The following is a 22733-nucleotide window of genomic DNA, read 5'->3' on the forward strand; positions in this document are numbered from 1 at the left end:
TTTTACACCTGATGATTCAATAGTTTTCTGGAATGCAGTACGCGCCCATTTAACAGAGTATTGAGCATTTGCTGCATTAAAATTCTGGCTTGCTTTAGATGTTCTGGACAACTCCATTGCTGTTGCAAAGTTTCCAGAATCATTTGCCCGGAGAAACTTCCTTTGAAATCGCTCGTGAGTCCATGTTTTTCTCGCCAGCGGTATTGTAACTGTGGCTCAATTGCCTGTCCGCTGCCATCTAGCCCATCAGCCGATAACGAATGCCCTAACTGTTCTAATAAAGCCAATTCAAAAGCGCGCAATGGTCTAGCCAATGTTCGGCCATCCGCTAACTGTTGTAGAGTGGATTCATAAGTAGAAAATAATTGTGTGGCGGGATCTTGATCCAGCATTAATTTAAGCAGCAGCTCGTTAAGATAAAAGCCGCAAATTAACGCTCGGTTTTTCAATGCAAATGACGGCGCGTAAGCTTCAATTCCACCACTACGTTTGAGATTACTCTTACCGGAATACTGAACCCACAACGGGGTAAAGCTTTGAGGAATTGGCTGCTGGCGAGATTGCGAAAGGACGATGGAACACCGACCGGAAGATGCCAGGAAAAACTCTCCGACATACTTCCGACCGGTTAATGGTCTTTTATGAATTAAATAACCCCGGTCTCCGGCGGTCATTCATTCTCCCGGTAACCCAAGCTGCGCAATGCTCTTTCATCATCACACCAGTTGCTTTTTACCTTGACCCATAACTGCAGGAATACTTTACATCCCATCAGCTTTTCCATATCCAATCGCGCCTGGGTACCAATTTCTTTTAACAAATTGCCCTTGTGGCCGATCAAAATGGCTTTTTGGCCTGTCCTTTCTACCAGCAATGCCGCAGCAATTCGAATCAGTCCTGGCTCAGATTCATCCCAAGCTTCAATTTCAACTGCTGAAGAGTAGGGGAGTTCTTGACCGGTAATCCGCATTACTTTTTCACGAATCATCTCGGCAAACAAAAATTTCACCGGGCGATCGGTTAATTGTTCTGCATCGAAATGGAATTCACTTTCCGGCATTAATTCAGCCACAAGCTCCGTCAACCGTTCGGTATTTCGGCCTTTTCTGGCTGAAGCAGGTACTAATTCATGAAACTCTCGTTTGGCTGCTAATTTTTCTAACAGCGGAAACAGCTCTTCTTTATCCGGCACCAAGTCGACTTTATTAACTAGCAGAATAACCGGCTTATTAACCGTTTCTAGCTGCTCTAATACACGCTCATCTTCTTCGGTCCAACGGCGGGCGTCGACCACAAAGATTACTGCATCGACATCATGCAAACTGCTTCGCGCTGCTTGGTTCATTACCCGATTAATTGCCCGGTGCTGTTCGGAGTGCAAACCTGGGGTATCCACATAAACCACTTGTTGTTCGCCTTCACTCCAAATACCGATGATTTGATGGCGGGTGGTTTGTGGCTTTCGCGATGTAATGGACAATTTCTGCCCAAGAATGCGATTCATTAAGGTTGATTTACCCACATTAGGGCGACCAACAATGGCTACATAGCCTGACTGAGTCATGATTACTGTCCGAGACGAGAGAGGATTTCTGCAGCCGCTGCTTGTTCAGCTTTGCGCCTGCTACTGCCTTTAGCCTGACTTTCTAGTTTTAAAGATACCGCATCGCACCGAACAGTGAACTGCTGGTTGTGGGCATCTCCTTCAACAGAAAGTAATTCATATCCGGGCAATCCTTCACCTCTTCCTTGGAGAAATTCCTGCAAGCGAGTTTTAGGATCTTTAAGGCTTTTATCTGGGTCTAATGCATCAATACGCTGCTGGTACCAAGCTAAAATCACCCGGTCGACAACTGCTGAGTCGCTATCTAGATAAATTGCACCAATAATCGCTTCGACTGCATCGGCCAGAATTGAATCTCGCCGGAAACCACCGCTTTTTAATTCGCCCGAGCCCAAACGTAAATAATCGCCTAACTCAAAATCACGCGCCAACTCTGCCAAGGTATCTCCCTTAACTAGGCTGGAACGTAAACGACTCATTTGACCTTCGCTGGCTTTAGGGAACCGTTTGAACAATTCCTGGGAAATAACCACTCCCAGAATTGAGTCACCCAAAAATTCCAGCCGCTCATTATGGCGGCTGTTAAAACTACGATGGGTCAGTGCATGGGTTAATAAACTGGGGTCTGCAAATGTGTACCCCAGTTTTCTACCTAGCCTGTTATCAAGTTCTTTCACTATTTGATCGTTACCTCTTGATCAAAAACCAAAGCAGCGTTAAGCCGACCAAACAAACCAGTACGGTCTTCGTAATTCACTCGCATTGTGCGAACGCTGCCATTACGTTTGAAGCTAATCACGCTGCCATCAAAATTTTCCACGCCGTTAATCGACATGTTTTTACTCACTAGTGCTTTAATTTGAGCGGAAGACATTTTTCCAATATCGGCTTTATTTGACACAGTTTCCATTACGTCAGCAACTGCAAATTGCTTCATGTATAGAGGTGCTATCTTCACAATCATCATTGCGAAAAAACCCGCAATAATCAGCACGAACAATATTCCGATCAGGGTCATTCCTTTTTGCTTGTTATTTTTCATACCCAAGTCCCCATTGTGTCATCATTCAAAAGCGTATTGATATTTCGAAAAACTGCCACTCAATATTTATTCAATACGAGTACCAATTCTTTCCCATTCAAACCAACTATTATCGCCGCCAGCACTCATCCAGATCCACTGAGCTTTACCAACCAGATTTTCTTGTGGCACATAACCCCAATAGCGGCTATCTCGACTGTTGTTTCGGTTATCGCCTAAAACAAAGTAATTGCCTTCTGGAACCTTCCAACTTCCCGATGCAGGGTTGCGTTGGTAGATCAAGATATCATGCTCTTTTTCACCGGTTTTTGTCATCAACTCTTTCGCAACACCTTGTAATGTCGAGAAATCACCTAAAACCTTTTGCGGCATCAATTTATCGTTGATATAGACCACATCATCTTTATATCGAATTTCATCGCCCGGCAAACCAATCACTCGTTTGATGTAATCTTGAGATGGATCTTCTGGGTAACGGAACACCGCTACATCACCTCGTTGTGGTGTATCCCCTTCCCAACCAATAACTTTGCTCTGAACAACCGGCAAGCGAACACCGTAAGCAAATTTATTTACCAGAATAAAATCACCCACCAGCAGGGTCGGTATCATCGACCCTGATGGAATTCGAAACGGTTCAAACAGAAACGAGCGAAAGACAAAAACAATTAATAGCACCGGAAAAAACGATCGTGAATATTCCACAACTAAAGGTTCATTTTTACCTACAGCTCGTTTTTTCTTTAAGATCAGCAAATTTATTAACGCAACCAGCCCACTAAAAGCCACTGCAATAAATAGCAAAACCTCAAAATCAAAGTGCATTACTTATCTCCCACCTGAAGCACGGCTAGGAATGCCTCTTGAGGGATTTCCACTGAGCCTACCTGCTTCATTCGTTTTTTACCTTCCTTCTGTTTGGCTAACAATTTCTTCTTACGAGAAATGTCGCCCCCATAACACTTGGCTGTCACATTCTTGCGCAGTGCTTTTACGGTAGTTCTTGAAATAATATGGCTACCAATAGCAGCCTGGATCGCAACATCAAACATTTGACGCGGGATCAATTCTTTCATTTTTTCAGTTAATGCTCGGCCACGTTGCATGGTGATATCTTTGTGGACGATAACCGCTAATGCATCAACCTTATCGCTATTAATCAGAATATCTAAACGAACTAAGTCAGCTTCCTGATAACGAGCAAATTCATAGTCAAACGATGCAAATCCCCGAGAAACCGACTTCAATCGATCAAAGAAGTCTAATACGACTTCGCTCAAAGGCATTTCATAAGTCAGCTGAACCTGGTTGCCCAGATACTGCATATTCTTTTGCACGCCACGCTTATCAACACACAAAGAAATAACGTTTCCGACGTATTCCTGTGGCGTTAAAATATGCGCCTCAATAATCGGCTCTTCAATACATTCAACTTTAGATGGATCTGGCAGACGAGAAGGATTGTCTACCGAAGTCTTGTCACCATTTTTTTGCACTACCTGATAAATAACGGTGGGTGCAGTGGTAATCAGATCTAAATCGTATTCACGCTCCAGACGCTCCTGAATAATCTCCATGTGCAACATGCCAAGGAAACCACAACGGAAACCAAAACCAAGCGCATCTGAATTTTCAGGTTCAAAGAATAATGACGCATCGTTCAAACTCAAGCGAGCTAATGCTTCCCTGAAAGATTCATAATCGTCAGAATTTACTGGGAACAAGCCGGCATAAACACGCGGCTGGGACTTTTTAAATCCTGGCAATGCTGACTCAGCGGGATTTTTAGCCAGCGTTAGCGTATCACCAACCGGTGCACCATAGATGTCTTTAATGCTGGCACACATAAAACCAACTTCGCCACAATTTAACTGGCCAGTTTCTTCTCGCTTAGGGGTAAAAATACCCACCGCATCAGCCTGAAAAACTTCACCGGTCGACATCACTTTAATCTTGTCACCTTTCTTCAAACTGCCGTGAACAATTCGAATCAGAGAAACAACACCCAAGTAGTTATCGAACCATGAGTCAATGATCAATGCTTGTAGCGGTGCATCCGGATCACCCACTGGCGGTGGAATATCACGAACGATCGCTTCCAATAAATCATCGATCCCAATGCCTGTTTTAGCACTCACCTGACAAGCTTCATCAGCTTCGATACCGACAATATCTTCGATTTCCTGACACACCCGATCTGGGTCTGCCTGGGGTAAATCGATTTTATTGAGTACCGGAACGACTTCCAAACCTTGTTCGATGGCGGTGTAGCAGTTGGCAACGGTTTGCGCTTCTACGCCCTGCCCGGCATCTACGATCAGCAAAGCACCTTCACAAGCACTTAATGAGCGAGAAACTTCATAGGAGAAGTCAACATGGCCGGGAGTATCGATAAAGTTCAGCTGATAGACTTCACCATCCTTTGCGGTGTAATTAAGCGTTACACTTTGCGATTTGATGGTAATGCCACGCTCCCTTTCCAGCTCCATGGAGTCCAATACTTGGGCTTTCATTTCACGGGTAGAGAGACCGCCACAAGTTTGGATCAAACGGTCAGAGAGTGTTGATTTGCCGTGATCAATGTGAGCAATAACGGAAAAGTTACGAATATTTTTCATACAGCTGCTGGGGCGCCAATAAGGTTCAATTCACGAAAGGCGGCAAATATACCCTATTTACCGACTACGAACCATCGCCCAGCTGTATCAGTGGAGCTCTGCAGAAGATGTGTCAATGACTGTTGGTTTTTCTACCAAGCGCGAAGATACCTTTGATGCGATAAAAAAACCGCTTACCAGCCCAGCAAGCACCAGCAACGCTGTGATCAGTTCATTAGTCTGAAGCACAAAACCCAGTAACAGCAAAGCACCTGCCAGCAACAATGGCAGCAAGTAGACAACCAAAACTCCTTTAAAGACAATACCATCGGGTAAAGTTAAAGTTACCTGATCACCCTGATTGACTACTTTGGGGCAAACTGCATCGATCACCATCGCCCTTGAAGGCGTTAACATGCGACTGACCTGACCGCTGTCGCAATTATCTGCCGAATGACATGTGCCACAAGTGCTTTGGCGAATCACCTCCACTCGGGCAATCCCTGAACGCCAATTCATTACTTTGCCTGAAGTATGTAAAAGCCCCATTATGGTTGTTCCTTAACCGTTGCCATCGCCACTTTTTGTACCGTTTGCATCGGTACACTACCAATCGCCGTCACCAAAAAACCTTTACCCGCATAACTAAAGGCATTCATAACACCATCCGTTTTTTGCTTGGCACCGGTTACTTTTTTGTCTGCCAGTTTTTCGACAAAAACTGAAATGGCTGAAAGTCCGTCAGAATAAACTTGATATTTAACGGTATCGCTCGACAATTCCATATGGGTCATAGTCGGCTGCTTCACAGTAAAGCCTGCAGGTAACCAACGGGTTCGCCATTCTACTCCATTAACTTTTACTGAGCTTTCAGCAGCGACTAATGAAGATTGCGCAACATGACTAGCCGCACCATCAGGCAGTGGAATGTTTACTTGCTTAGGAAACGTCACTGACGAAAAGGTCATGCTCTCAAGAATTTTTTGATCGTTGTATTTCTCAAATCCGAGCAAAACACCTTGCTGCTGATCCAACCACAAACGATAGCCATAACGAAAACCGTCTTTTGGTGTAATCAATACTTTCCAGACTGCTCGACCGGCAACCCGATCTTCACCAGCCAACCGCATTTGGTAATAAGCATTCAGCGCTTTGATATTATCCGGCAAAGAAAAAGGCAGTGGCACTTCACCTGAACCAATACGTGTCACACCTTGCTCGCGCACTAGACAGATTTCACCAAGGGAATCCCGAATGATTTCCCGCTTTGGACCAGTTAAATAAACCAGCCGAGTCGCCATCGCCTGATTAGAATCACGGCCACGAAAAATGCGCAAACTCTCAATGTCTCCATTTTGAGCATGCGCATATTCACCGATAAAACCAATGTGATTCTGACTGGCTAAATATTGCTGAAGAATCTGCTGCAATTCTGGTTTCGCAGCTGCCGATGTACTAATGCACATCAACAGCAGCAAAATGCGAATCACTGCCCAGACTCCTGAGTCAGAACTGGCGAGTAAGGTGCGGCGTTTTTATCGCCGTCAACCTGTTGCCGCGCATGGTTGCGCAAATTGTTTTGCAATTTGGCTTCAATTTCTGGAGGTAAGTTAGCGGCAGGTTGTTTCACCAGCTGCAAACCTTGTTGATCCAGATTCGGCAATGCATTGGTTGCCTGGGGTACTTTTTCAACCAACTGCGGCGTGCCAATTTGTTCAACTGGCTGCAACCAACGAACACCGACGACCGATAGCGCTGCAACTGAAGCGGCAATTGCCAAGCCTGCAATACCTTGCACAACTTTAGCCATGCCCCACTTTGCAACTTTCGGACGAATTACCTTGCTAGTATCTGCTTGTGGTAACGGCTGATCTTGTAAAGGCGAAACTTCTTGCGCATCCAGCTCCGCATTAATCCGGCCAAGCAAGCTCGAACTAGATACATCGGTTAGCTCATTGCGAATCGCATCACCGGTTAGGTGAAAGCTCGCCCATTGCTGCTTCAATTCTGGTTGTTCAGAAATTTGATCAATCAGTGCGTCTAATTGATCATCGTTCAGCTCATTGTCGATAAGAGCCGACATTTTTTCATGATTACTCATGCCCATCGTAATGTTCCACCTTAAAGCATAGGGCCAATTCTTTTCTCGACAGCTTCGCGGGCCCTGAATATTCGTGAACGAACGGTGCCTACTGGGCATCCCATGACTTCTGCAATTTGTTCATAACTGAAACCTTCCAGTTCTCGCAGCGTCAGGGCTGTTCGCAAATCTTCGGGTAGCTTTTCGATTGTTTCAAAGATCACGTCTTTCAACTGATCTCTGGCTATCAATCGTTCCGGCCCCCCCTGCTCATGAAGACCACTGTCTGCGCTAAATTGTTCCGCTTCCGAGGCCTCCAGATCTGAATGACCGGGCGGTCGGCGCGACAAGGCAGCCAAATGGTTCTTTGCAGTATTTATCGCAATTCGATACAGCCAAGTGTAAAAAGCACTCTCGTTTCTGAATCTGGGTAATGCGCGATAAGCTTTAATGAACGTTTCTTGGGCGACATCTTGTGCATCACCAAAATCACGGACATATCGGCCAATCAAATTCAAGATACGTTGTTGGTACTTCAACACAAGAAGATCGAATGCTTTGCGATCCCCTTCTTGCACCCGCTCAACCAAGCGCCGGTCCAGATCTTGTTCACTCATCCGGCATGCCTCTTAAAACCATCGAGCTGGTTTGTCTTCATAGACAGGTAAATATTCAAATAGTTTCTCCAAACCGGAGGACTTTCAAAAAAATGTGGTGGACAATATGATCTACGCATAGCTTTGCCGGTCAAGGCGCAATCTAAAGATAATAAAATGTCAGATATCCATTATGATGTACTGATCGTTGGCAGCGGTGCTGCCGGCCTATCATTAGCGCTAAAACTCCCAGATCAGCTACAGGTCGGCGTGATCTGTAAAAGCCGATTAGAAGAAGGCGCCACTTATTATGCCCAAGGTGGAATCGCTGCTGTATTAGATTCAGGCGATTCCGTCGATTCTCATGTTCAAGATACCCTGATCGCCGGTGCTGGTTTGTGCGACGAACGCACCGCTCGTTTTACTGCTGAAAACGGTGCCGACGCAATTCGATGGCTCACTAGCCTAGGCGTTGAATTTACCAAGGATAATAATCCTTCGGAAAATGATCAAAATAAAACCGAAGGTGAGCTACATCTTACCCGTGAAGGCGGCCATAGCCATAGAAGAATTGTTCATGCCGCCGATGCTACCGGAAAAGCAGTTGAAATTTCTCTAGCCGATCACGTTCGCCGCCGAAGCAATATAACGGTTCTGGAACAAACCATTGGCCTTGATTTAATCACCAATGCCGATCAAAAAAATCAGCCCGCTCGCTGCTTAGGTGCCTACGCATTAAATTTACAAAACAACCAAGTTTTTACCATCAGTGCCGGTTTGACCATTTTAGCCACCGGCGGCGCCAGTAAAATTTATCGTTACACCAGCAATCCAGATGTTTCTAGTGGCGATGGTATTGCGATGGCATGGCGCGCAGGCTGTCGAGTCGCCAACTTAGAATTTAATCAGTTTCATCCAACTTGTTTATACCACCCAATGGCTCGCTCTTTTTTATTAACTGAAGCATTACGCGGCGAAGGCGCTTATTTAAAACGCCCAGATGGCAGCCGCTTTATGCCTGAATTTGACGAGCGTGAAGAATTGGCACCAAGAGATATCGTCGCCCGTGCTATCGACCATGAAATGAAACGATTGGGCATTGAGTGTGTTTATCTAGATATTTCACATAAACCAGCCGATTTTATAAAAAATCACTTTCCGACTATTTATGAAAAGTGTCTGGAGCTGGATATCGACATCACTAAAAATGCAATTCCAGTGGTTCCTGCGGCCCATTATACCTGCGGCGGTATTTTAACCGACTTAAGCGGCCGTACTGATTTACCTGGTTTATATTCCATCGGTGAATGTGCTTATACCGGCCTGCACGGTGCTAATCGCATGGCCAGTAACTCGCTATTAGAATGCTTGGTTTATGCCAAAGCAGCCGCCGAGGATGCAATTAAACAACTTGAGCATTTCACTCATCAGCAACCGTTACAAAAATGGGATGATAGCCAAGTCGAAGACTCCGATGAAGATGTCGTTGTATCTCATAACTGGGAAGAGCTTCGATTATTTATGTGGGATTACGTCGGTATCGTTCGTACCGATAAACGCCTACAGCGGGCAATGAATCGTATCGACCTTCTGAAACAAGAAGTTCACGATTATTATCGTAATTTCAGGGTGAATAACGATTTATTGGAATTGCGCAACCTATTGCAAGTTGCTGAATTAATGGTGCGCTGTGCTATGAGCCGCAAAGAAAGTCGTGGCTTGCACTTTACTCGAGATTATCCAAAAACCGATCCGGCGCTGGATAATCAGCAAACCATTCTGACTCCAGAAAATTTTCCCAAAGCGAGTTGGCCAGATCTCGAAAAAGATCAATCCAATTAGCTTGATCTAAAATAAACGGGTGCCACTAACGAGGCACCCATTTTACTTTTAAAAACCGCATCAAATAATGAAAATCTGATTTCGTTAAGTTGTCGTAGAAAAACAACAAATGCCACGGTTTATTCGACTGAGATAAGCTGGTAGGTAAGCCACCATAAACCACCACACATCGACCCAACTGCCAAAACCCTTCTGCATTGACTCGAATCCAAAATCCGCCGTAATCGGTCAGTTTCAGCTTGCCGCCATCCTCTAGCAAACAACAGCGCCACTGGCAGCCTTGAATCGATTCACTGAAAAGTAGCAACCAAAAATTAGTCGCACCTAGTAGCAATAACCCCAGCCACCAAATCGATGATTCAGGCAATAGCAAAATTAACGCCGGCGTTGAAAATAAACCGATCGATAAAAAACCATTCCTTAGCCAGTTAGATTCCCTTAAAACAATCTCACGGCTGGACACGTTGTAAAATTATTTCGATCATTGCTTGCAGCTGGGCATCTTCGCTGCGGGAATGCTGCATCAACCAACCGAACAAATCAGGATCTTCCTGATCTAACAAGCGAGCAAAGGTTTGCTGCTGCGCTAATGGAAGGGTGTCAAACACTTCATCACAAAACGGCTGAAGCAATACATCTAGCTCCAACATACCGCGACGACAGTGAAAACGTAGCTTGGCCTTATTTAAAGGTGGGGTATTTTCTAACTGCTCATTCACATTGATACCTGTTGCCAAATTAGCCTCGAGCGCTATTCTATCAACCCTTAGCGCTCAACATAACCTCAATATCCCGAGGGAGTTACCCCCATGCCATCATCCGCAATACAGGCACTATTCAATATGAGTACAGCCACTATTCAGCAACAAATCCAGCAGCTTAATAGCGATAAATCCGGGTTAGTTCTACTGAATAATCAGGAGATGGTGCGCTTTACAGGCCCAGATACCCTTACTTTTCTTCAGGGACAATTGACCTGTGACGTTCGTCAGATAACCGATGACTGCAGCAAATTAGGCGCTCACTGCACCGCAAAAGGCCGAATGATTTTTACATTTCGTCTGATTCGTAGCGGCGATGATCTTTTAATGGCGCTGGAGCAATCAACCGCAGACCTAGTAAAAAGCTCCCTTGGAAAATATGCAGTTTTCTCTAAAGTCACCATCGAAAAAGATGATTCAGTGGTCCGTATCGGTGCCAACCTAGTCGGTGCTCAACAATTAGCGGCATTGCTGCAATTAACCTTGCCACAACAACTCGACCAACAAACGAGCTCAGCTGATGCCAGCGTTTGTATGGTGCATGGTTGGTCAGAGCAAAGTGCTTTTTATGAATTTACGCTGCAGCAGCCGTCTGTTGAATTGTTAAATCAATTGCAATTATTGGACAGCCAGTGCTGGAACTACCAGCAAACTCGAGCAGGCTTGCCAATTATCAGCCAGCCGCTATCTGAAGCTTTCACTCCGCATATGGTGAATTTACCTGCCGCAGGCGCGGTGAATTTTAAAAAGGGCTGTTACACCGGCCAAGAAGTGGTCGCTCGTACTCATTATTTAGGTAAGTCAAAGCGCCGGTTATGTATTGGCCAAGTAACACTAGCTAGCAAGCCCGAGCTAGACCAGCCGATCAGTAATACTGAAGGTAAGGATGTTGCAACACTGGTTTGCGCCACAGAAAGCGAAATGGTTGGCAGTTATTTAATCAGCTTCGTTGGTCGTGAAGATCAAACCGACTTAAATATTAGTGGCAGTCCAATCGTACTGATTGATCTACCTTATTCACTGGAAAACTAGAGCGCTGCTCGGGATTAATGCAAATGGAACATATTGCAATTTACGGTGCTGCATTTGATCCACCGCATCTGGGGCATATGGATGTGGTGCAGCAACTCTTGCAACAGTTTGACGCAGTTTGGCTGATACCTTCAGCCAAACATGCTTTTGGTAAACAAATGTCAGACTACCAACTGCGTCTAAAAATGTTAGAAATTATTACCACTGAACAAATTTCTGAACGAGACCGCATAGTCATCAGCACACTCGAACAAGACCTACTGGAAATTGCACCAAATCAAAAAGCAATTTTCAGTTTTGATTTGCTAAATGAAGTTCAAAAACGCCAACCGCAAAGCCATATTTCGCTAGTAGTAGGGCCTGATAATGCAAAACCTGACGTTTGGAAGAAGTTCTATCGTCATCAAGATATAGAGCGAGATTTTAATCTAATTGTTGCTGAAGAACGCTTGCCCATTCGTAGCACAGACTGCCGAAAGTTGCTTCGTACTACCAATGATGATTTAAGTCATTTCACTGGAGCAGGCTTAGCTGGTTGGCTACGGAAAAACAACCTCTATATATAAGCTATATTTACGCAGATATAATTTAAATGGCGATTGACGTTATGCCAACTAGAGTTGGTTTTCTACAGCCAAACGACTTACAACCAGCAGATATTTTACTTAAGTGGCTACCTGACCACCCTTCAGTTCCCAGCCGATTAATCAATCTTTATCAATCGACCGCTACATTCTTTACTATGCATCATACGGGCCATTATTTTGAACAGCACTTTGGCCTAAACCCTAATAAATTTACCCATTCGGCAATAGTTTATACCGATAATTCAATCCTAGAATATGATGAAAATGCAGGCTTTCTTGAAATTATGAAATTCCATGGCAAAGGGTGCCTTAAATTAAATGCAACCGATGACAAGCACCTTAACAATCATTATCTAGTGATTCGATGCAACGAAGATAATATCGTAGAAAGAGCTTGCGGCAACATGGAATATGTCTATGAGCACTGGGAACAGAAAAAGACATCTTCCTACGGAGTAAGGAAGCTTGTGGGTAATATATTTGGCTATATAGGCAGCCACTACAATACGCAAAAAATTTCTGAGATCGTCAGCAAAATTGCTGGTGAACAGCATTCTTGGTTCAAGAGCAATAGGCAGAATTTTTTTTGCTCTCAATTTGTTTGCTTCATTTACCTTTGGGCTATGGCTGATTTAATCCAAACGGGAAGTAAGTTCGAACATATTTCTGATCTTTTTGATATAGACCAAGCTCGAATCCCACCATCTGAGCTGGCCATCCGTTTAATAAAAAGTCCGTATTTTAGTATTGCTGGCGAGTACTCACCTAGCATTACTCATGGAAGCGTACAGCCACAATAGACTGACTGCACGCCTTCGCTCATAACGGCTTAATCTAATGCTCACGCAAATCTTTTCTGAGAATTTTACCGACTGGAGACATCGGTAACTCTTCTCGAATTTCAATATATTTAGGGCGTTTATATGCCGTCAGGTTTTTAGCACACCAGCGCTTAACATCAGCAACTGTTACACCACTTTCATTCGGTTGAATAAATAACTTAACCGCCTCACCTGTTTTGTTGTCTGGTACACCAATCGCTGCGCAGTTAGTTACATTATCCAAACGGGAAACAACATCTTCAATTTCATTGGGATAAACGTTAAACCCTGAAACTAGGATCATATCTTTTAACCGATCAACAATTTGAATAAAACCGTCGTGGTTAATAATGCCAACATCACCAGTACGCAAATAGCCTTTATCGGTCATAATTTCTGCAGTGTCTTCTGGACGATTCCAATAACCTTCCATTACCTGCGGACCACGAATACACAATTCGCCTCGTTGACCCAATGGCAATTCATTACCATCTTCATCAATCACTTTGGCATCAGTACCCGGAACAGGGACGCCAATAGTGCCCATCTGATTTGATTCACCTAAAGGATTGACACTAACAATCGGCGAACATTCAGTTAAGCCATAGCCTTCTGCAATATCAACACCAGTCGCTTTTTTCCAACGAACCGCCGCATCTCTTGTTAATGCAGTACCGCCTGAAACTGCCATTTTTAATTTACTAAAATCGATATCTTTGAATTTCGGATGGTCCAGCAAAGCAACGAATAAAGTATTGACGGCGGTAATACCAGAGAATTTCTTATTCTTAATAATCTTGATAAACATTCCAACATCACGTGGATTGGTCACCAATATATTTAAATTACCCATTGCCATCATACACATACAGTGCGCCGTAAATGAAAAAATATGGTATAGGGGTAGCGGACACACAACGACTTCATCGGCTTCTTTCTGCAAAGGCCTACCGTTGCGATCGGTTTGCTGAAACAATGCTCGTACTTGTAGCATGTTTGCTAACAAGTTGCGGTTGCTCAGCATGGCGCCTTTAGCAACACCAGTAGTACCACCGGTATATTGCAAAATAGCTAGATCTTCAGGCTTGGTAGTCACCGGTTCATGATGCTCACGAGCACCTTGTGCCATTACTTCTCGAAAACCAATTTCTTGCGGTAAATTAAATGCTGGCACCATGCGCTTAACATGCTTAATGGCAAAATTCAGCAGATTTCGCTTCAGCCCAGATGTTTGCATGTCACCGATTTCAGTGATCACGACATGTTCAATATCGGTATCTTCTATCACTTCTTCGATTTTTGCACCGAAAGTATTTAAAGCAACCAGCGCTTTAACGCCAGAGTCTTTGAACTGATGACGCATTTCTCGAGCGGTATACAGGGGGTTGGTATTCACCACCACCAAACCCGCTCGCAAGGCACCAAACACCACAATAGGAAATTGCAGCATATTCGGCATTTGAACCGCAATTCGATCACCTGGTTTAAGATTGGTTTGATGTTGAATCCAAGCCGCGAAGTTTCGGCTTAACTCATCGACTTCACGAAAAGTGAGCGTAATACCAATATTCCAAAAAGCGGGCCGCTCAGGGTATTTGGCACAAGATGCAAGAAACATCTCTGCTACAGAAGAATACTCATCAAAATCAATTGCCGCCGGTACACCAGGCGCTCTTTTGTCATCCCAGAAATAAGCCCGCATTGGCTTCACTCCGTCAGGTAAATTAATTAGTTACTTATGCAGAAATCTACAACTAACATCCGAATCTGCTATCCCAAAAAAATAATAAGGCCTGAACGGTAAAATTCAGGCCTTATATTTTGACTTGAGCGTGCAGCAATTAAGCCAGCACATTACTTGATTACACAGAATCAGCCGCTAACCACCACAACGTCTTCTGCCCGTAACCCTTTATCTTCAGTGGCAACGGTAAATTCAACTCTTTGGCCCTGAACCAGGTAACGATTACCTCGGCCACGAATTGCACGGAAATGAACAAACACTTCATCGCCAGTATCACGACTGATAAAGCCGAAGCCTTTTTGACCGTTAAACCATTTAACAGTGCCAGTTTCGCGCTGCCCCATGGATACACCAGATGCAGCAGGCGTATATGAAGAAGAGGTGGATGAAGATGACGGTGAGGAAGAAGATGAAGAGGACACACTAGAAGTATTATCCGAAGATAATGCTGGCACAATAAGCAGCAAAGCTACGACAACTGCTACGGCCACTGCCAGATAAATCAATGATTGAGGGTCGAGGGCGAGAGATGCAACGATAACGCCGCCGACCAGTCCTCCAGCTAGGAAACTGCTGAGAAATTTTAGTTTTAGATTCATGGATACACAGTGAATAATTGAAAGAACAAAAATATGTGCCGGTCTACTATCGATCCGACACATTTATCTTACCCGCTTTCATCTCAAATGATAAGCAGCAGTCATATCACAGCACTTTTTGGCTGGAATACTCCAGCCCACTCGCCTGATAAACCGCTTCACCTGTGACAATTGAAACAATCCCTTGCTCGGGTTTTAAGTATTTAGCCGCAACCGTTTTAAGTGCTTCAGCCGTTACATTTAATATGCCATGACGGAAACGACTTCGATGTGCAGCCCTGCGCCCAAACAATTCACCAGAGAATGATTGCTTGCATTCGCCCGCAGGTGAACCTGGACGATCTAACTGACTAATTACTGACAATACCGCTTCGTCAAGCATCTGCTGGCTAATCGGTTGTGTTAAAACCCAGTCAATTGACCGGTCAAAATCATCGAGTGTTTCTTGTAATCGAGGGTCGCGATATGAATAAAAGCTGAAGCTACCTTGCCAGCCATTATGATTCGCTCCACCACCATAAGCACCGCCTTGCTCGCGAATCGCGCCGTGCAAGAAACCGTTTTTCATTACTTGAGCCAAAATAGTCAGCGCCGGTGCATCTGGATGTGCCGAAGCAACGCCCCGATAAACCTTGGCACAATAGCTAACGCTAGAATTAATTAACCAAGCTTTTGCTTCTACTGGCTGCAGCATCGATAAATCTAATTTCGATTGATCAAATTGATCACTGGCACCAGCAATCGGCGCAAACTCACTCGCATCATGACTTATTTGCAAATGACCAAATGGCTGGTCAGAAATTTTCTGATGCATTTGTTGAAATTTTTGCTGCCATTGTTGATCACCATCTAGCGAATCACAAATATCTCGCAATGGCTGTAAGCTACCTAAACCATGCCATAAATGATTCAAACGCGCAGTACTACTAAAGTTGGCTGCCGCAGCACTCATTGCATACATGTGACCACTAGAATTAAGCGATTGCTCTCGCCTGACCCGCATTTGTGTCATTAATTCTTGCAACCGAGGTAGCTCATCAAAGCGAGTAGTATTTCTGACATTTAACAGCAATTCTTGGGTCAATTGAACATTTTCAGACAAGGACTTTGCCGCTACTACCATATAACCGGAAGCATGATCGAGATTGTCTGCTTGAGCGCCTGATTTGGTCCAGCAATATAAACCGCCACAATGGCTAAATAGTTGCTTTTGCAAATCAAGATAGTCAGTGCCCGCAATTCCTAACTCACCAAGACAAGCTGAGTAGTAAGGCAAGGCAGCCAAACTTTGTTGATCCAGCTTGGGCATTGGAGAGATTAATTGCTGATATACCAAACCATTGGTGCCTGCAGCAAAGCCAATAAAACCATTACTGTTTTTATCTGGCTGCGGATATGGTTGCTCTGCTGAAATATCTTGCCGACCTACCGACGGCAAACAACTCACATCACCATCTTCAGCCTGACGTTCTTGCAGCGCTTCACTTTGCTGTTGAATGTGCTGCTTTTCTTGTTCGGTCATATTCTGCAGCAATTGCTGCATCTGATCGGTTTCTTGCTGCTGCTCTTGCGAACGCATTTGCGCATCTGGCACAACATCCAATCGCAAGCGGTGTGGGTTATCTAGTAAATGTTGTTGAATTAACGATGGAATAAACTGCGGATCTTTAACTTCTTTTCGTAGATGATCCAATGCTGCTTGCAAATCGAGCAAGTCAGCCGGATCACCGCCATGAATCGCAGCAGACATCGAAGACATCATCAGCTGCAAACCATAAGGCATCGAATCACCGCCGGTTTCACGAACCTGTAATTCGACCTGGTGCAATAAATTATCAACTAGCTGCTGATCAACACCATCAGTTGCCAGTTGATTCAGCAATGCTAGCAATTCAGCTTCAAAGGCAGCCGCATCAGCGGCATCAATACCTTCCAAGCCACACACAAAACTCATTTCACGAGAAGAATCTTCTAAACCACATAGTGGCGATGGCGCATCACCCAATGAATGGCTCTCAAGGAAATTCATTAATGGTGAGGCGCTGTTATCCAGTAAAACGCCCGCTAAAAGCTGCATTTTCATCGATAACTCAAGGTCGGTACTTTCACCTAACAACCAGCTAACTAGAACGTGGCCTTTTTCATCGTCGCTGGCTGGAAACGATTCTTTAGCAATTTGTGGCTTATCAAATCGCTGTTCTAATTTCCCATGGACTGCTGCAGCAGCGGGGAAATGCTTTAATGCTTGGTCATTAATTTTGCTCTGAATTTCAGTAATCGGTTCCTTACCAAAAGTCATGAAAATCGCATTGCCCGGGTGATAATGACTCTGGTGAAATTCTTTTAACCCCTGGTAAGTTAACTCAGGAATTTGCTCTGGGTTGCCGCCACTTGAGTAGTGATAAGTCGTAGTCGGAAACAAGTGGTGGCGTAATTTCTGCCATAAATAGCTATTGGAGTTACTCAGTGCGCCTTTCATTTCATTAAAAACAACACCTTGGCGCTGCAACACCTGCTTTCCATCTTCATCGTCTAACTCAAGGCGATGACCTTCTTGGGCAAAATCCAATGGATCGAGCAATGGAAAAAATACTGAATCCAGATAGACATCCATCAGATTATAAAAATCTTTCTGATTACAGCTAGCAAATGGATAAGCAGTCCAGTCGCTACTTGTCAGCGCGTTCATATAACTATTTAGTGAACGCCGCGTCATCAAAAAGAAGGGATCTCGAACCGGGTAGCGCTGACTGCCACACAACACCGTGTGCTCTAGAATATGCGCCACACCGGTTGAGTCCTGAGGCTGAGTACGAAAAGCCACTAGAAATGCACTTTCCGGGTGATCAGCGCTCAAATGGTAATGCTCAGCGCCAGTCGCTTTATGACGAAAAGTATCGATACGAACATCCAGTCCTGAAATATCTCTCGATGCTTTCCATTCAAATGCCGGATTATGCTCTGGTAACTCTTGCGATTTCATTCAGCCTCCTATGACTGCTAATACTACTGGGTCAATTCCTGCTGACCAAAAACACCGTCAAATAATGGTGTTGAAAGATAACGCTCACCCGAATCAGGCAGAATTACCACAATCATCTTGTCTTTAAACTCTGGCAATGCAGAAATTCTCTCTGCTGCACACAAAGCAGCACCACAAGAAATACCCGCCAAAATACCCTCTTTTTCCATTAACTGTCGCGCATATTCGATTGCATCGTCATTCGATACCGCTTCAACTCGATCAACGATATCTAAATCCAAATTACCTGGAATGAAATTAGCGCCAATACCCTGAATTTTATGCGGTGCCGGGGTTAAATCTTCACCTTTTATTTTCTGGGAAATAATCGGAGAAGCTTCAGGCTCTACAGCAACTGAAGTAATCGCTTTACCTTGCTGATGTTTGAGATAACGGGAAATGCCGCTGATTGTGCCGCCAGTACCTACGCCTGCAACTAATACATCAATCGCACCATCGGTATCTCTCCAGATTTCCGGGCCGGTGGTTTTTTCATGAATCGCCGGATTAGCTGGATTTTCAAATTGTTGCAGCAATAAATATTGTTCAGCATCTGAATCGGCTATTTCTTTTGCCGCATCAACTGCACCTTTCATGCCTTTGGCTGGTTCAGTTAACACCAGTTCAGCACCGAGTGATTTCATCACCTTTCGCCGCTCAATACTCATGCTCGAAGGCATGGTCAGCTTAACCTTATAACCTAAAGAACTCCCAACAAATGCTAATGCAATCCCTGTATTACCACTGGTTGGCTCAATAATCGTCATGCCTTTTTTCAGTGTTCCATCTTTTTCTGCCTGCCAAATCATATTGGCTCCAATGCGGCATTTAACCGACATTGCTGGATTACGGCTTTCTAACTTGGCAACAATATTGCCTTGGCCAAAATGCTTAAGCCGAACCAACGGAGTATTACCAATTGTCTGACTGTTATCTGAAAAAATATTCATTGTTTCTTTTCTCTCGGCAGTGATTGACATAAAACGCAGCAATGCTGATCAACAAACTCACCAGACCATGATGGTGGCCAGCTAAGGAATATCAAGCCCGCTGGCCTTCAAGAGCATTCTAATCAAATATGATTCTACGCTTTTGGACTCGCCAAATTCTGGTTTGTTGTTTAAATGACACCAAAGGAAGCACTATTTTCACAGTGTTAATAATTACGGTGCGAAGCGAAACTTTAATTTCGAAAATGGATGATCTGAATTGGTAGACATGTAGCTTAGCAGTTCATAAAAAGGAGCAGCATCCTCAACGGCTGCCACGGCTGCCGCATCAAAACGCAACTTCCCACTTCCACGTGTCACCTTTACATAGATAAGCTCACCTAACTCATCCAATGAAACTTCAAGTTCGACTGAGCGACCTTTGCTTTCTTTATGGGGTAACCACCAATTATTTTTGACTCGATTCAATAATAAGCTGGTGCACAATCGTCGGGTTTTACACTGTATTCGTCTTGTACTTTCTTGTTGAATTACAAATGGTTTAACCGGTTTAATCACCGGAGGAGAAATTGGTTTTTCTGGCTCAACAGGCGGGTTAGTTTTGCAACCGGACAGTAAAATTGCTGCTGTAAATACGGCAATGACAGGGCGCCTCATCATTATTACAAATCTCGTCATAAAAAAATTTAATTCCACATATGTCAATTTGGACAATAAGCTCTAATAGGGCTTCACCGGACAGTCGGATGTTCAGTTTTCAATGACCGAAGGCTCGCTTTCAACCTGCAGTCCGAACAATGAAGTCTACACTTTGAGAGCATCATAAATTAAGTAGTGAGTAATGGTATCGGTCCTATGACCAATCAAGCAGTCCCTACCTCATATAACAAACGGACTCGCCTAGACCCCCGCAAAAGAAAAGCCCAATTATTAGAATATGCGTTAGCGGTTTTTGCCCGCAGGGGAATTGGACGAGGTGGTCATGCAGAAATAGCCAGTGATGCGCGTGTTTCTGTCGCCACAGTTTTTAACTATTTCAACACGAGAGAAGCACTAGTTGAGGCAGTAATCTCCGAAGTTGAAAGATTTCATCTGGAGCTCACCAGAGAAATCTTCCAGAAGCATACAGATACCGGCAAGGCAATGCTGGAACATGCTTCTGCATTTTCTGAGTTAAAAGACAGCAATCCTGATTACATCAAGATTTGGCTCGATTGGAGTACATCCATTGACAGCCCTTGGTGGGAAAGCTATCTGAAATTCCAGCGTCAGATTATCGGCACAATTGCTGATCATATTCGCCAGTCAGATAGCGGTAGTGCGGCTAACCCTGAAGCATCTGCAAGATGTTACATAGGTTATGCGCATATGGCCGTTATGATGATGTACGATCCTGATCTGGAAGTTAGTCGTCAACAACTCGGGCGAAGCCTAATCCGACATGCGTTGGAAATGGGTAAGGATTTGAGCAATTAAAAGGACATAGCCAAGGGCAGTTTCCCAAGGTTTTCTTTGCTTGTAATGATCGGCATACGTCGCAGCTTTTCTCTCTTTTGAGACGCTGCGACGTTGTTTTATTCGGTGTTTACTATCCGCGACCTATACTCAAAACCTGTACTTTGTAATATTGAGTTTTAGTTATGCCATTGCGTCCAAGCATCCCTCTTAAATCTGGCAACAAACCGACCACTAAAATTTTTAAATTTCCTGGAAAACGCCACGACTTAGTCCGCGGCATCTGGTTTAGTGCAGCACCGGTTGTCCTTATCTTTCCTGTTCTTCCTTGGCTACTGACTGTTTCTATGTTCGCTACATTTCTTAGCTTTATGACACTGGATGAGTATCATCAGTCTGATCAAGATTAATAATTTAGCCCTACACTGCTTTTTCTCGCAAATGTCGCCTTAATAATTTCCCCACCGATGCTCTGGGTAATTCGCTAACAAACTGAATATGCCGAGGGACTTTGTAAGCCGCTAAATGCTGCTGGCAATAACTGGCAACTTCTTCTCTGGAAACACCGGGGCAGCCCGCCACCACAAATAATTTTACACATTCTCCTGTTTGATGATCTGGTACGCCAACTGCTGCCGCTTCCCGAATATCCGGGTGTGCTTCTGCAACCATTTCAATTTCATTAGGAAAAACATTAAAACCAGAAACCAGAATCAAATCTTTTTTGCGGTCTAATAAATGCAAATAACCTTTAGCATCAATCTTGCCAATATCTCCAGTATGCAACCAACCATTAGCATCGATAACTTCATCAGTATCACTGGGTTTATTCCAATAGCCCTGCATGACTTGCGGGCCTCTCACTAGAATTTCACCGACTGAATCAATCGACAGCCTTTGTCCTTGTTCATCACAAACCGCAATTTCGGTATTCGCCAGTGGCAGACCAACCCCTTCACCACCATCACCTTCAGCTGGGTTGCAACTAACCACCGGCGATGCCTCTGACAACCCGTACCCTTGAATTAATGGAATACCCGTTAATTGCAGCCAGCTTGCTGCCACCATATTTCGCATTGCCATACCACCGGTAACTGCGAGTTTTAAATCCGGCCAAGAGTGACGATTAAAACCAGGTGAATTCAGCAAAGCAGAAAACAAACTATTTACACCAGTTATACAGTTAACCCGCTGTTCTTTTAACAGTCGAATAATTTGCCCTTGGCCAATCTGTCGTTCAACCAAAATATTATGAACACCATGGTTCATCATGCCGAGGAAATTCACCGTAAAAGCAAAGGTATGATAGAGGGGTAATGCGGTAAGCGTGGTTTTGATCGTTGCCATGCGTGGTGATAACAATTCTTCAAGCTGGGCTAGATTTGCCAATAAATTACCATGGCTAATCATCGCGCCTTTCGGCTCTCCAGTAGTTCCACCTGTGTATTGTAAAACCGCTAAATCATTACTGGAAAGCTGTGCCATTTTGAACTGATCGTCTGATAAAGCATGCCAATGAAACAAGCTGGTTTTTTGCTCTTGATTCAGCCGAAAATCTCGCCAAATACGTTTAATCGGGCTTTGCTTTAAACTGCCACAAACATTCAGCCACAATTCAGCCTGTGCCAGCTGCGGTTTATGAGAACGAGACTGCCAACTGGAGTAATCAGCCACAATCAAATGCGGCTTGGCATCTTGGTAAATATATTCAAGCTCTCTGACGGTAAGCAATGGGTTGACCGGCACAACGATTACACCGGCCATAAAGCCACCGGCTGCCGCAGCAACTAATTGAATGCTATTGGGCAGTTGTAAGATCATTCGATCGCCAGCTTTTATGCCAGATTTTTGCAATTGCTGGGCAAAAGCACGCGATAGTTTTAAAAATTTCTTATAGGAAATGGTCTGTTTGGCAAAACTAAAGGCAGGTTGATCCTGATATTTTTTACAGACATGCTCGATTAAACTTCCCAGATGATGAGAAGACTCCGGCAATTCGGAGATCAGTGACGGGATCATAAACAAGCAGCTCCATTGTTAT

Annotated in this window: 24 protein-coding genes; 6 read left to right on the plus strand and 18 right to left on the minus strand. The window is 44.2% G+C overall.

The window, feature by feature from the left end:
* Window positions 1-2: 2 nt before the first annotated feature.
* From recO to rpoE, 10 genes are all read right to left on the minus strand, one after another.
* A complete protein-coding gene (gene recO, locus DC094_RS18870; RefSeq protein ID WP_116688687.1) occupies window positions 3-674 on the minus strand; it encodes a DNA repair protein RecO in 672 nt (223 codons plus the stop codon).
* Entirely contained in the window at window positions 671-1564 is an 894-nt protein-coding gene (era, locus tag DC094_RS18875) for a GTPase Era (protein WP_116688688.1), read from the minus strand. The genes recO and era overlap by 4 nt, the downstream gene beginning before the upstream one ends.
* A gap of 2 nt (window positions 1565-1566) precedes the next feature.
* A complete protein-coding gene (gene rnc / locus DC094_RS18880) occupies window positions 1567-2241 on the minus strand; it encodes a ribonuclease III (protein ID WP_133245623.1) in 675 nt (224 codons plus the stop codon).
* Entirely contained in the window at window positions 2241-2606 is a 366-nt protein-coding gene (locus DC094_RS18885) for a DUF4845 domain-containing protein (RefSeq protein WP_116688690.1), read from the minus strand. Before DC094_RS18885 ends, rnc begins: the two co-directional genes overlap by 1 nt.
* Window positions 2607-2672: 66 nt before the next feature.
* Window positions 2673-3431, minus strand: coding sequence for a signal peptidase I (gene lepB / locus DC094_RS18890; protein WP_116688691.1), 759 nt, complete (start codon window positions 3429-3431; stop codon window positions 2673-2675).
* On the minus strand, window positions 3431-5224 hold the full coding sequence (gene lepA / locus DC094_RS18895) for a translation elongation factor 4 (RefSeq protein ID WP_116688692.1): 1794 nt from the start codon (window positions 5222-5224) through the stop codon (window positions 3431-3433). Before lepA ends, lepB begins: the two co-directional genes overlap by 1 nt.
* An 87-nt stretch (window positions 5225-5311) precedes the next feature.
* A complete protein-coding gene (locus DC094_RS18900; RefSeq protein ID WP_116688693.1) occupies window positions 5312-5752 on the minus strand; it encodes a SoxR reducing system RseC family protein in 441 nt (146 codons plus the stop codon).
* Window positions 5752-6693, minus strand: coding sequence for a MucB/RseB C-terminal domain-containing protein (locus DC094_RS18905; protein ID WP_116688694.1), 942 nt, complete (start codon window positions 6691-6693; stop codon window positions 5752-5754). Before DC094_RS18905 ends, DC094_RS18900 begins: the two co-directional genes overlap by 1 nt.
* Window positions 6690-7310 carry a sigma-E factor negative regulatory protein gene (locus tag DC094_RS18910; protein ID WP_158527394.1) on the minus strand — a complete coding sequence of 207 codons (621 nt, stop codon included), beginning with the start codon at window positions 7308-7310 and terminating at the stop codon, window positions 6690-6692. Before DC094_RS18910 ends, DC094_RS18905 begins: the two co-directional genes overlap by 4 nt.
* A gap of 14 nt (window positions 7311-7324) precedes the next feature.
* Window positions 7325-7900 carry an RNA polymerase sigma factor RpoE gene (gene rpoE, locus DC094_RS18915; protein ID WP_116688696.1) on the minus strand — a complete coding sequence of 192 codons (576 nt, stop codon included), beginning with the start codon at window positions 7898-7900 and terminating at the stop codon, window positions 7325-7327.
* A gap of 156 nt (window positions 7901-8056) precedes the next feature.
* Between rpoE and nadB the strand changes: the two genes are divergently transcribed.
* Complete coding sequence (gene nadB, locus DC094_RS18920; RefSeq protein ID WP_116688697.1) at window positions 8057-9721, plus strand: L-aspartate oxidase; 1665 nt, start codon at window positions 8057-8059, stop codon at window positions 9719-9721.
* Window positions 9722-9746: 25 nt separating this feature from the next.
* Here nadB and DC094_RS18925 read toward each other — a convergent pair whose 3' ends face one another.
* Both DC094_RS18925 and DC094_RS18930 read right to left on the minus strand, forming a co-directional pair.
* Window positions 9747-10094, minus strand: coding sequence for a hypothetical protein (locus DC094_RS18925; protein ID WP_133245624.1), 348 nt, complete (start codon window positions 10092-10094; stop codon window positions 9747-9749).
* 76 nt (window positions 10095-10170) lie between these two features.
* A complete protein-coding gene (locus DC094_RS18930; protein WP_255420949.1) occupies window positions 10171-10440 on the minus strand; it encodes an FAD assembly factor SdhE in 270 nt (89 codons plus the stop codon).
* A 90-nt stretch (window positions 10441-10530) separates the two neighbouring features.
* Here DC094_RS18930 and ygfZ point away from each other — a divergent pair, with 90 nt between their 5' ends.
* Genes ygfZ through DC094_RS18945 form a run of 3 tightly spaced genes read left to right on the plus strand, consistent with a single transcriptional unit; the run spans window position 10531 to window position 12901 of the window.
* Window positions 10531-11514 (plus strand): CAF17-like 4Fe-4S cluster assembly/insertion protein YgfZ, encoded by a 984-nt coding sequence (gene ygfZ, locus DC094_RS18935; protein ID WP_116688699.1) that lies wholly within the window; start codon window positions 10531-10533, stop codon window positions 11512-11514.
* 23 nt (window positions 11515-11537) lie between these two features.
* Window positions 11538-12080: an adenylyltransferase/cytidyltransferase family protein gene (locus DC094_RS18940; RefSeq protein ID WP_158527395.1), complete on the plus strand. Its 543-nt coding sequence runs from the start codon at window positions 11538-11540 to the stop codon at window positions 12078-12080.
* Window positions 12081-12106: 26 nt separating this feature from the next.
* Window positions 12107-12901 carry a hypothetical protein gene (locus DC094_RS18945; RefSeq protein ID WP_116688701.1) on the plus strand — a complete coding sequence of 265 codons (795 nt, stop codon included), beginning with the start codon at window positions 12107-12109 and terminating at the stop codon, window positions 12899-12901.
* Between the two features lie 34 nt (window positions 12902-12935).
* Here the strand turns inward: DC094_RS18945 and DC094_RS18950 are convergent, their stop codons facing one another.
* The 5 genes from DC094_RS18950 to DC094_RS18970 all read right to left on the minus strand — a co-directional run bounded on the left by DC094_RS18950 (window position 12936) and on the right by DC094_RS18970 (window position 19915).
* On the minus strand, window positions 12936-14624 hold the full coding sequence (locus DC094_RS18950; protein ID WP_116688702.1) for an AMP-binding protein: 1689 nt from the start codon (window positions 14622-14624) through the stop codon (window positions 12936-12938).
* Window positions 14625-14794: 170 nt separating this feature from the next.
* A complete protein-coding gene (locus DC094_RS22760) occupies window positions 14795-15265 on the minus strand; it encodes a cold-shock protein (RefSeq protein WP_170114605.1) in 471 nt (156 codons plus the stop codon).
* A gap of 106 nt (window positions 15266-15371) precedes the next feature.
* A complete protein-coding gene (locus DC094_RS18960) occupies window positions 15372-18248 on the minus strand; it encodes an insulinase family protein (RefSeq protein ID WP_116688704.1) in 2877 nt (958 codons plus the stop codon).
* 23 nt (window positions 18249-18271) lie between these two features.
* On the minus strand, window positions 18272-19237 hold the full coding sequence (cysK, locus tag DC094_RS18965) for a cysteine synthase A (protein ID WP_116688757.1): 966 nt from the start codon (window positions 19235-19237) through the stop codon (window positions 18272-18274).
* A 213-nt stretch (window positions 19238-19450) separates the two neighbouring features.
* Window positions 19451-19915 (minus strand): TonB family protein, encoded by a 465-nt coding sequence (locus tag DC094_RS18970; RefSeq protein WP_116688705.1) that lies wholly within the window; start codon window positions 19913-19915, stop codon window positions 19451-19453.
* Between the two features lie 177 nt (window positions 19916-20092).
* Between DC094_RS18970 and DC094_RS22765 the strand changes: the two genes are divergently transcribed.
* Window positions 20093-20713: a TetR/AcrR family transcriptional regulator gene (locus DC094_RS22765; protein ID WP_116688706.1), complete on the plus strand. Its 621-nt coding sequence runs from the start codon at window positions 20093-20095 to the stop codon at window positions 20711-20713.
* Between the two features lie 164 nt (window positions 20714-20877).
* Window positions 20878-21102 (plus strand): hypothetical protein, encoded by a 225-nt coding sequence (locus DC094_RS22205; protein WP_158527396.1) that lies wholly within the window; start codon window positions 20878-20880, stop codon window positions 21100-21102.
* 10 nt (window positions 21103-21112) lie between these two features.
* Here DC094_RS22205 and DC094_RS18980 read toward each other — a convergent pair whose 3' ends face one another.
* Window positions 21113-22711: an AMP-binding protein gene (locus DC094_RS18980; protein WP_116688707.1), complete on the minus strand. Its 1599-nt coding sequence runs from the start codon at window positions 22709-22711 to the stop codon at window positions 21113-21115.
* Window positions 22712-22733 lie beyond the last annotated feature (22 nt).

The organism is Pelagibaculum spongiae, from assembly GCF_003097315.1.
Classification (GTDB): Bacteria; Pseudomonadota; Gammaproteobacteria; order Enterobacterales; family Pelagibaculaceae; genus Pelagibaculum; species Pelagibaculum spongiae.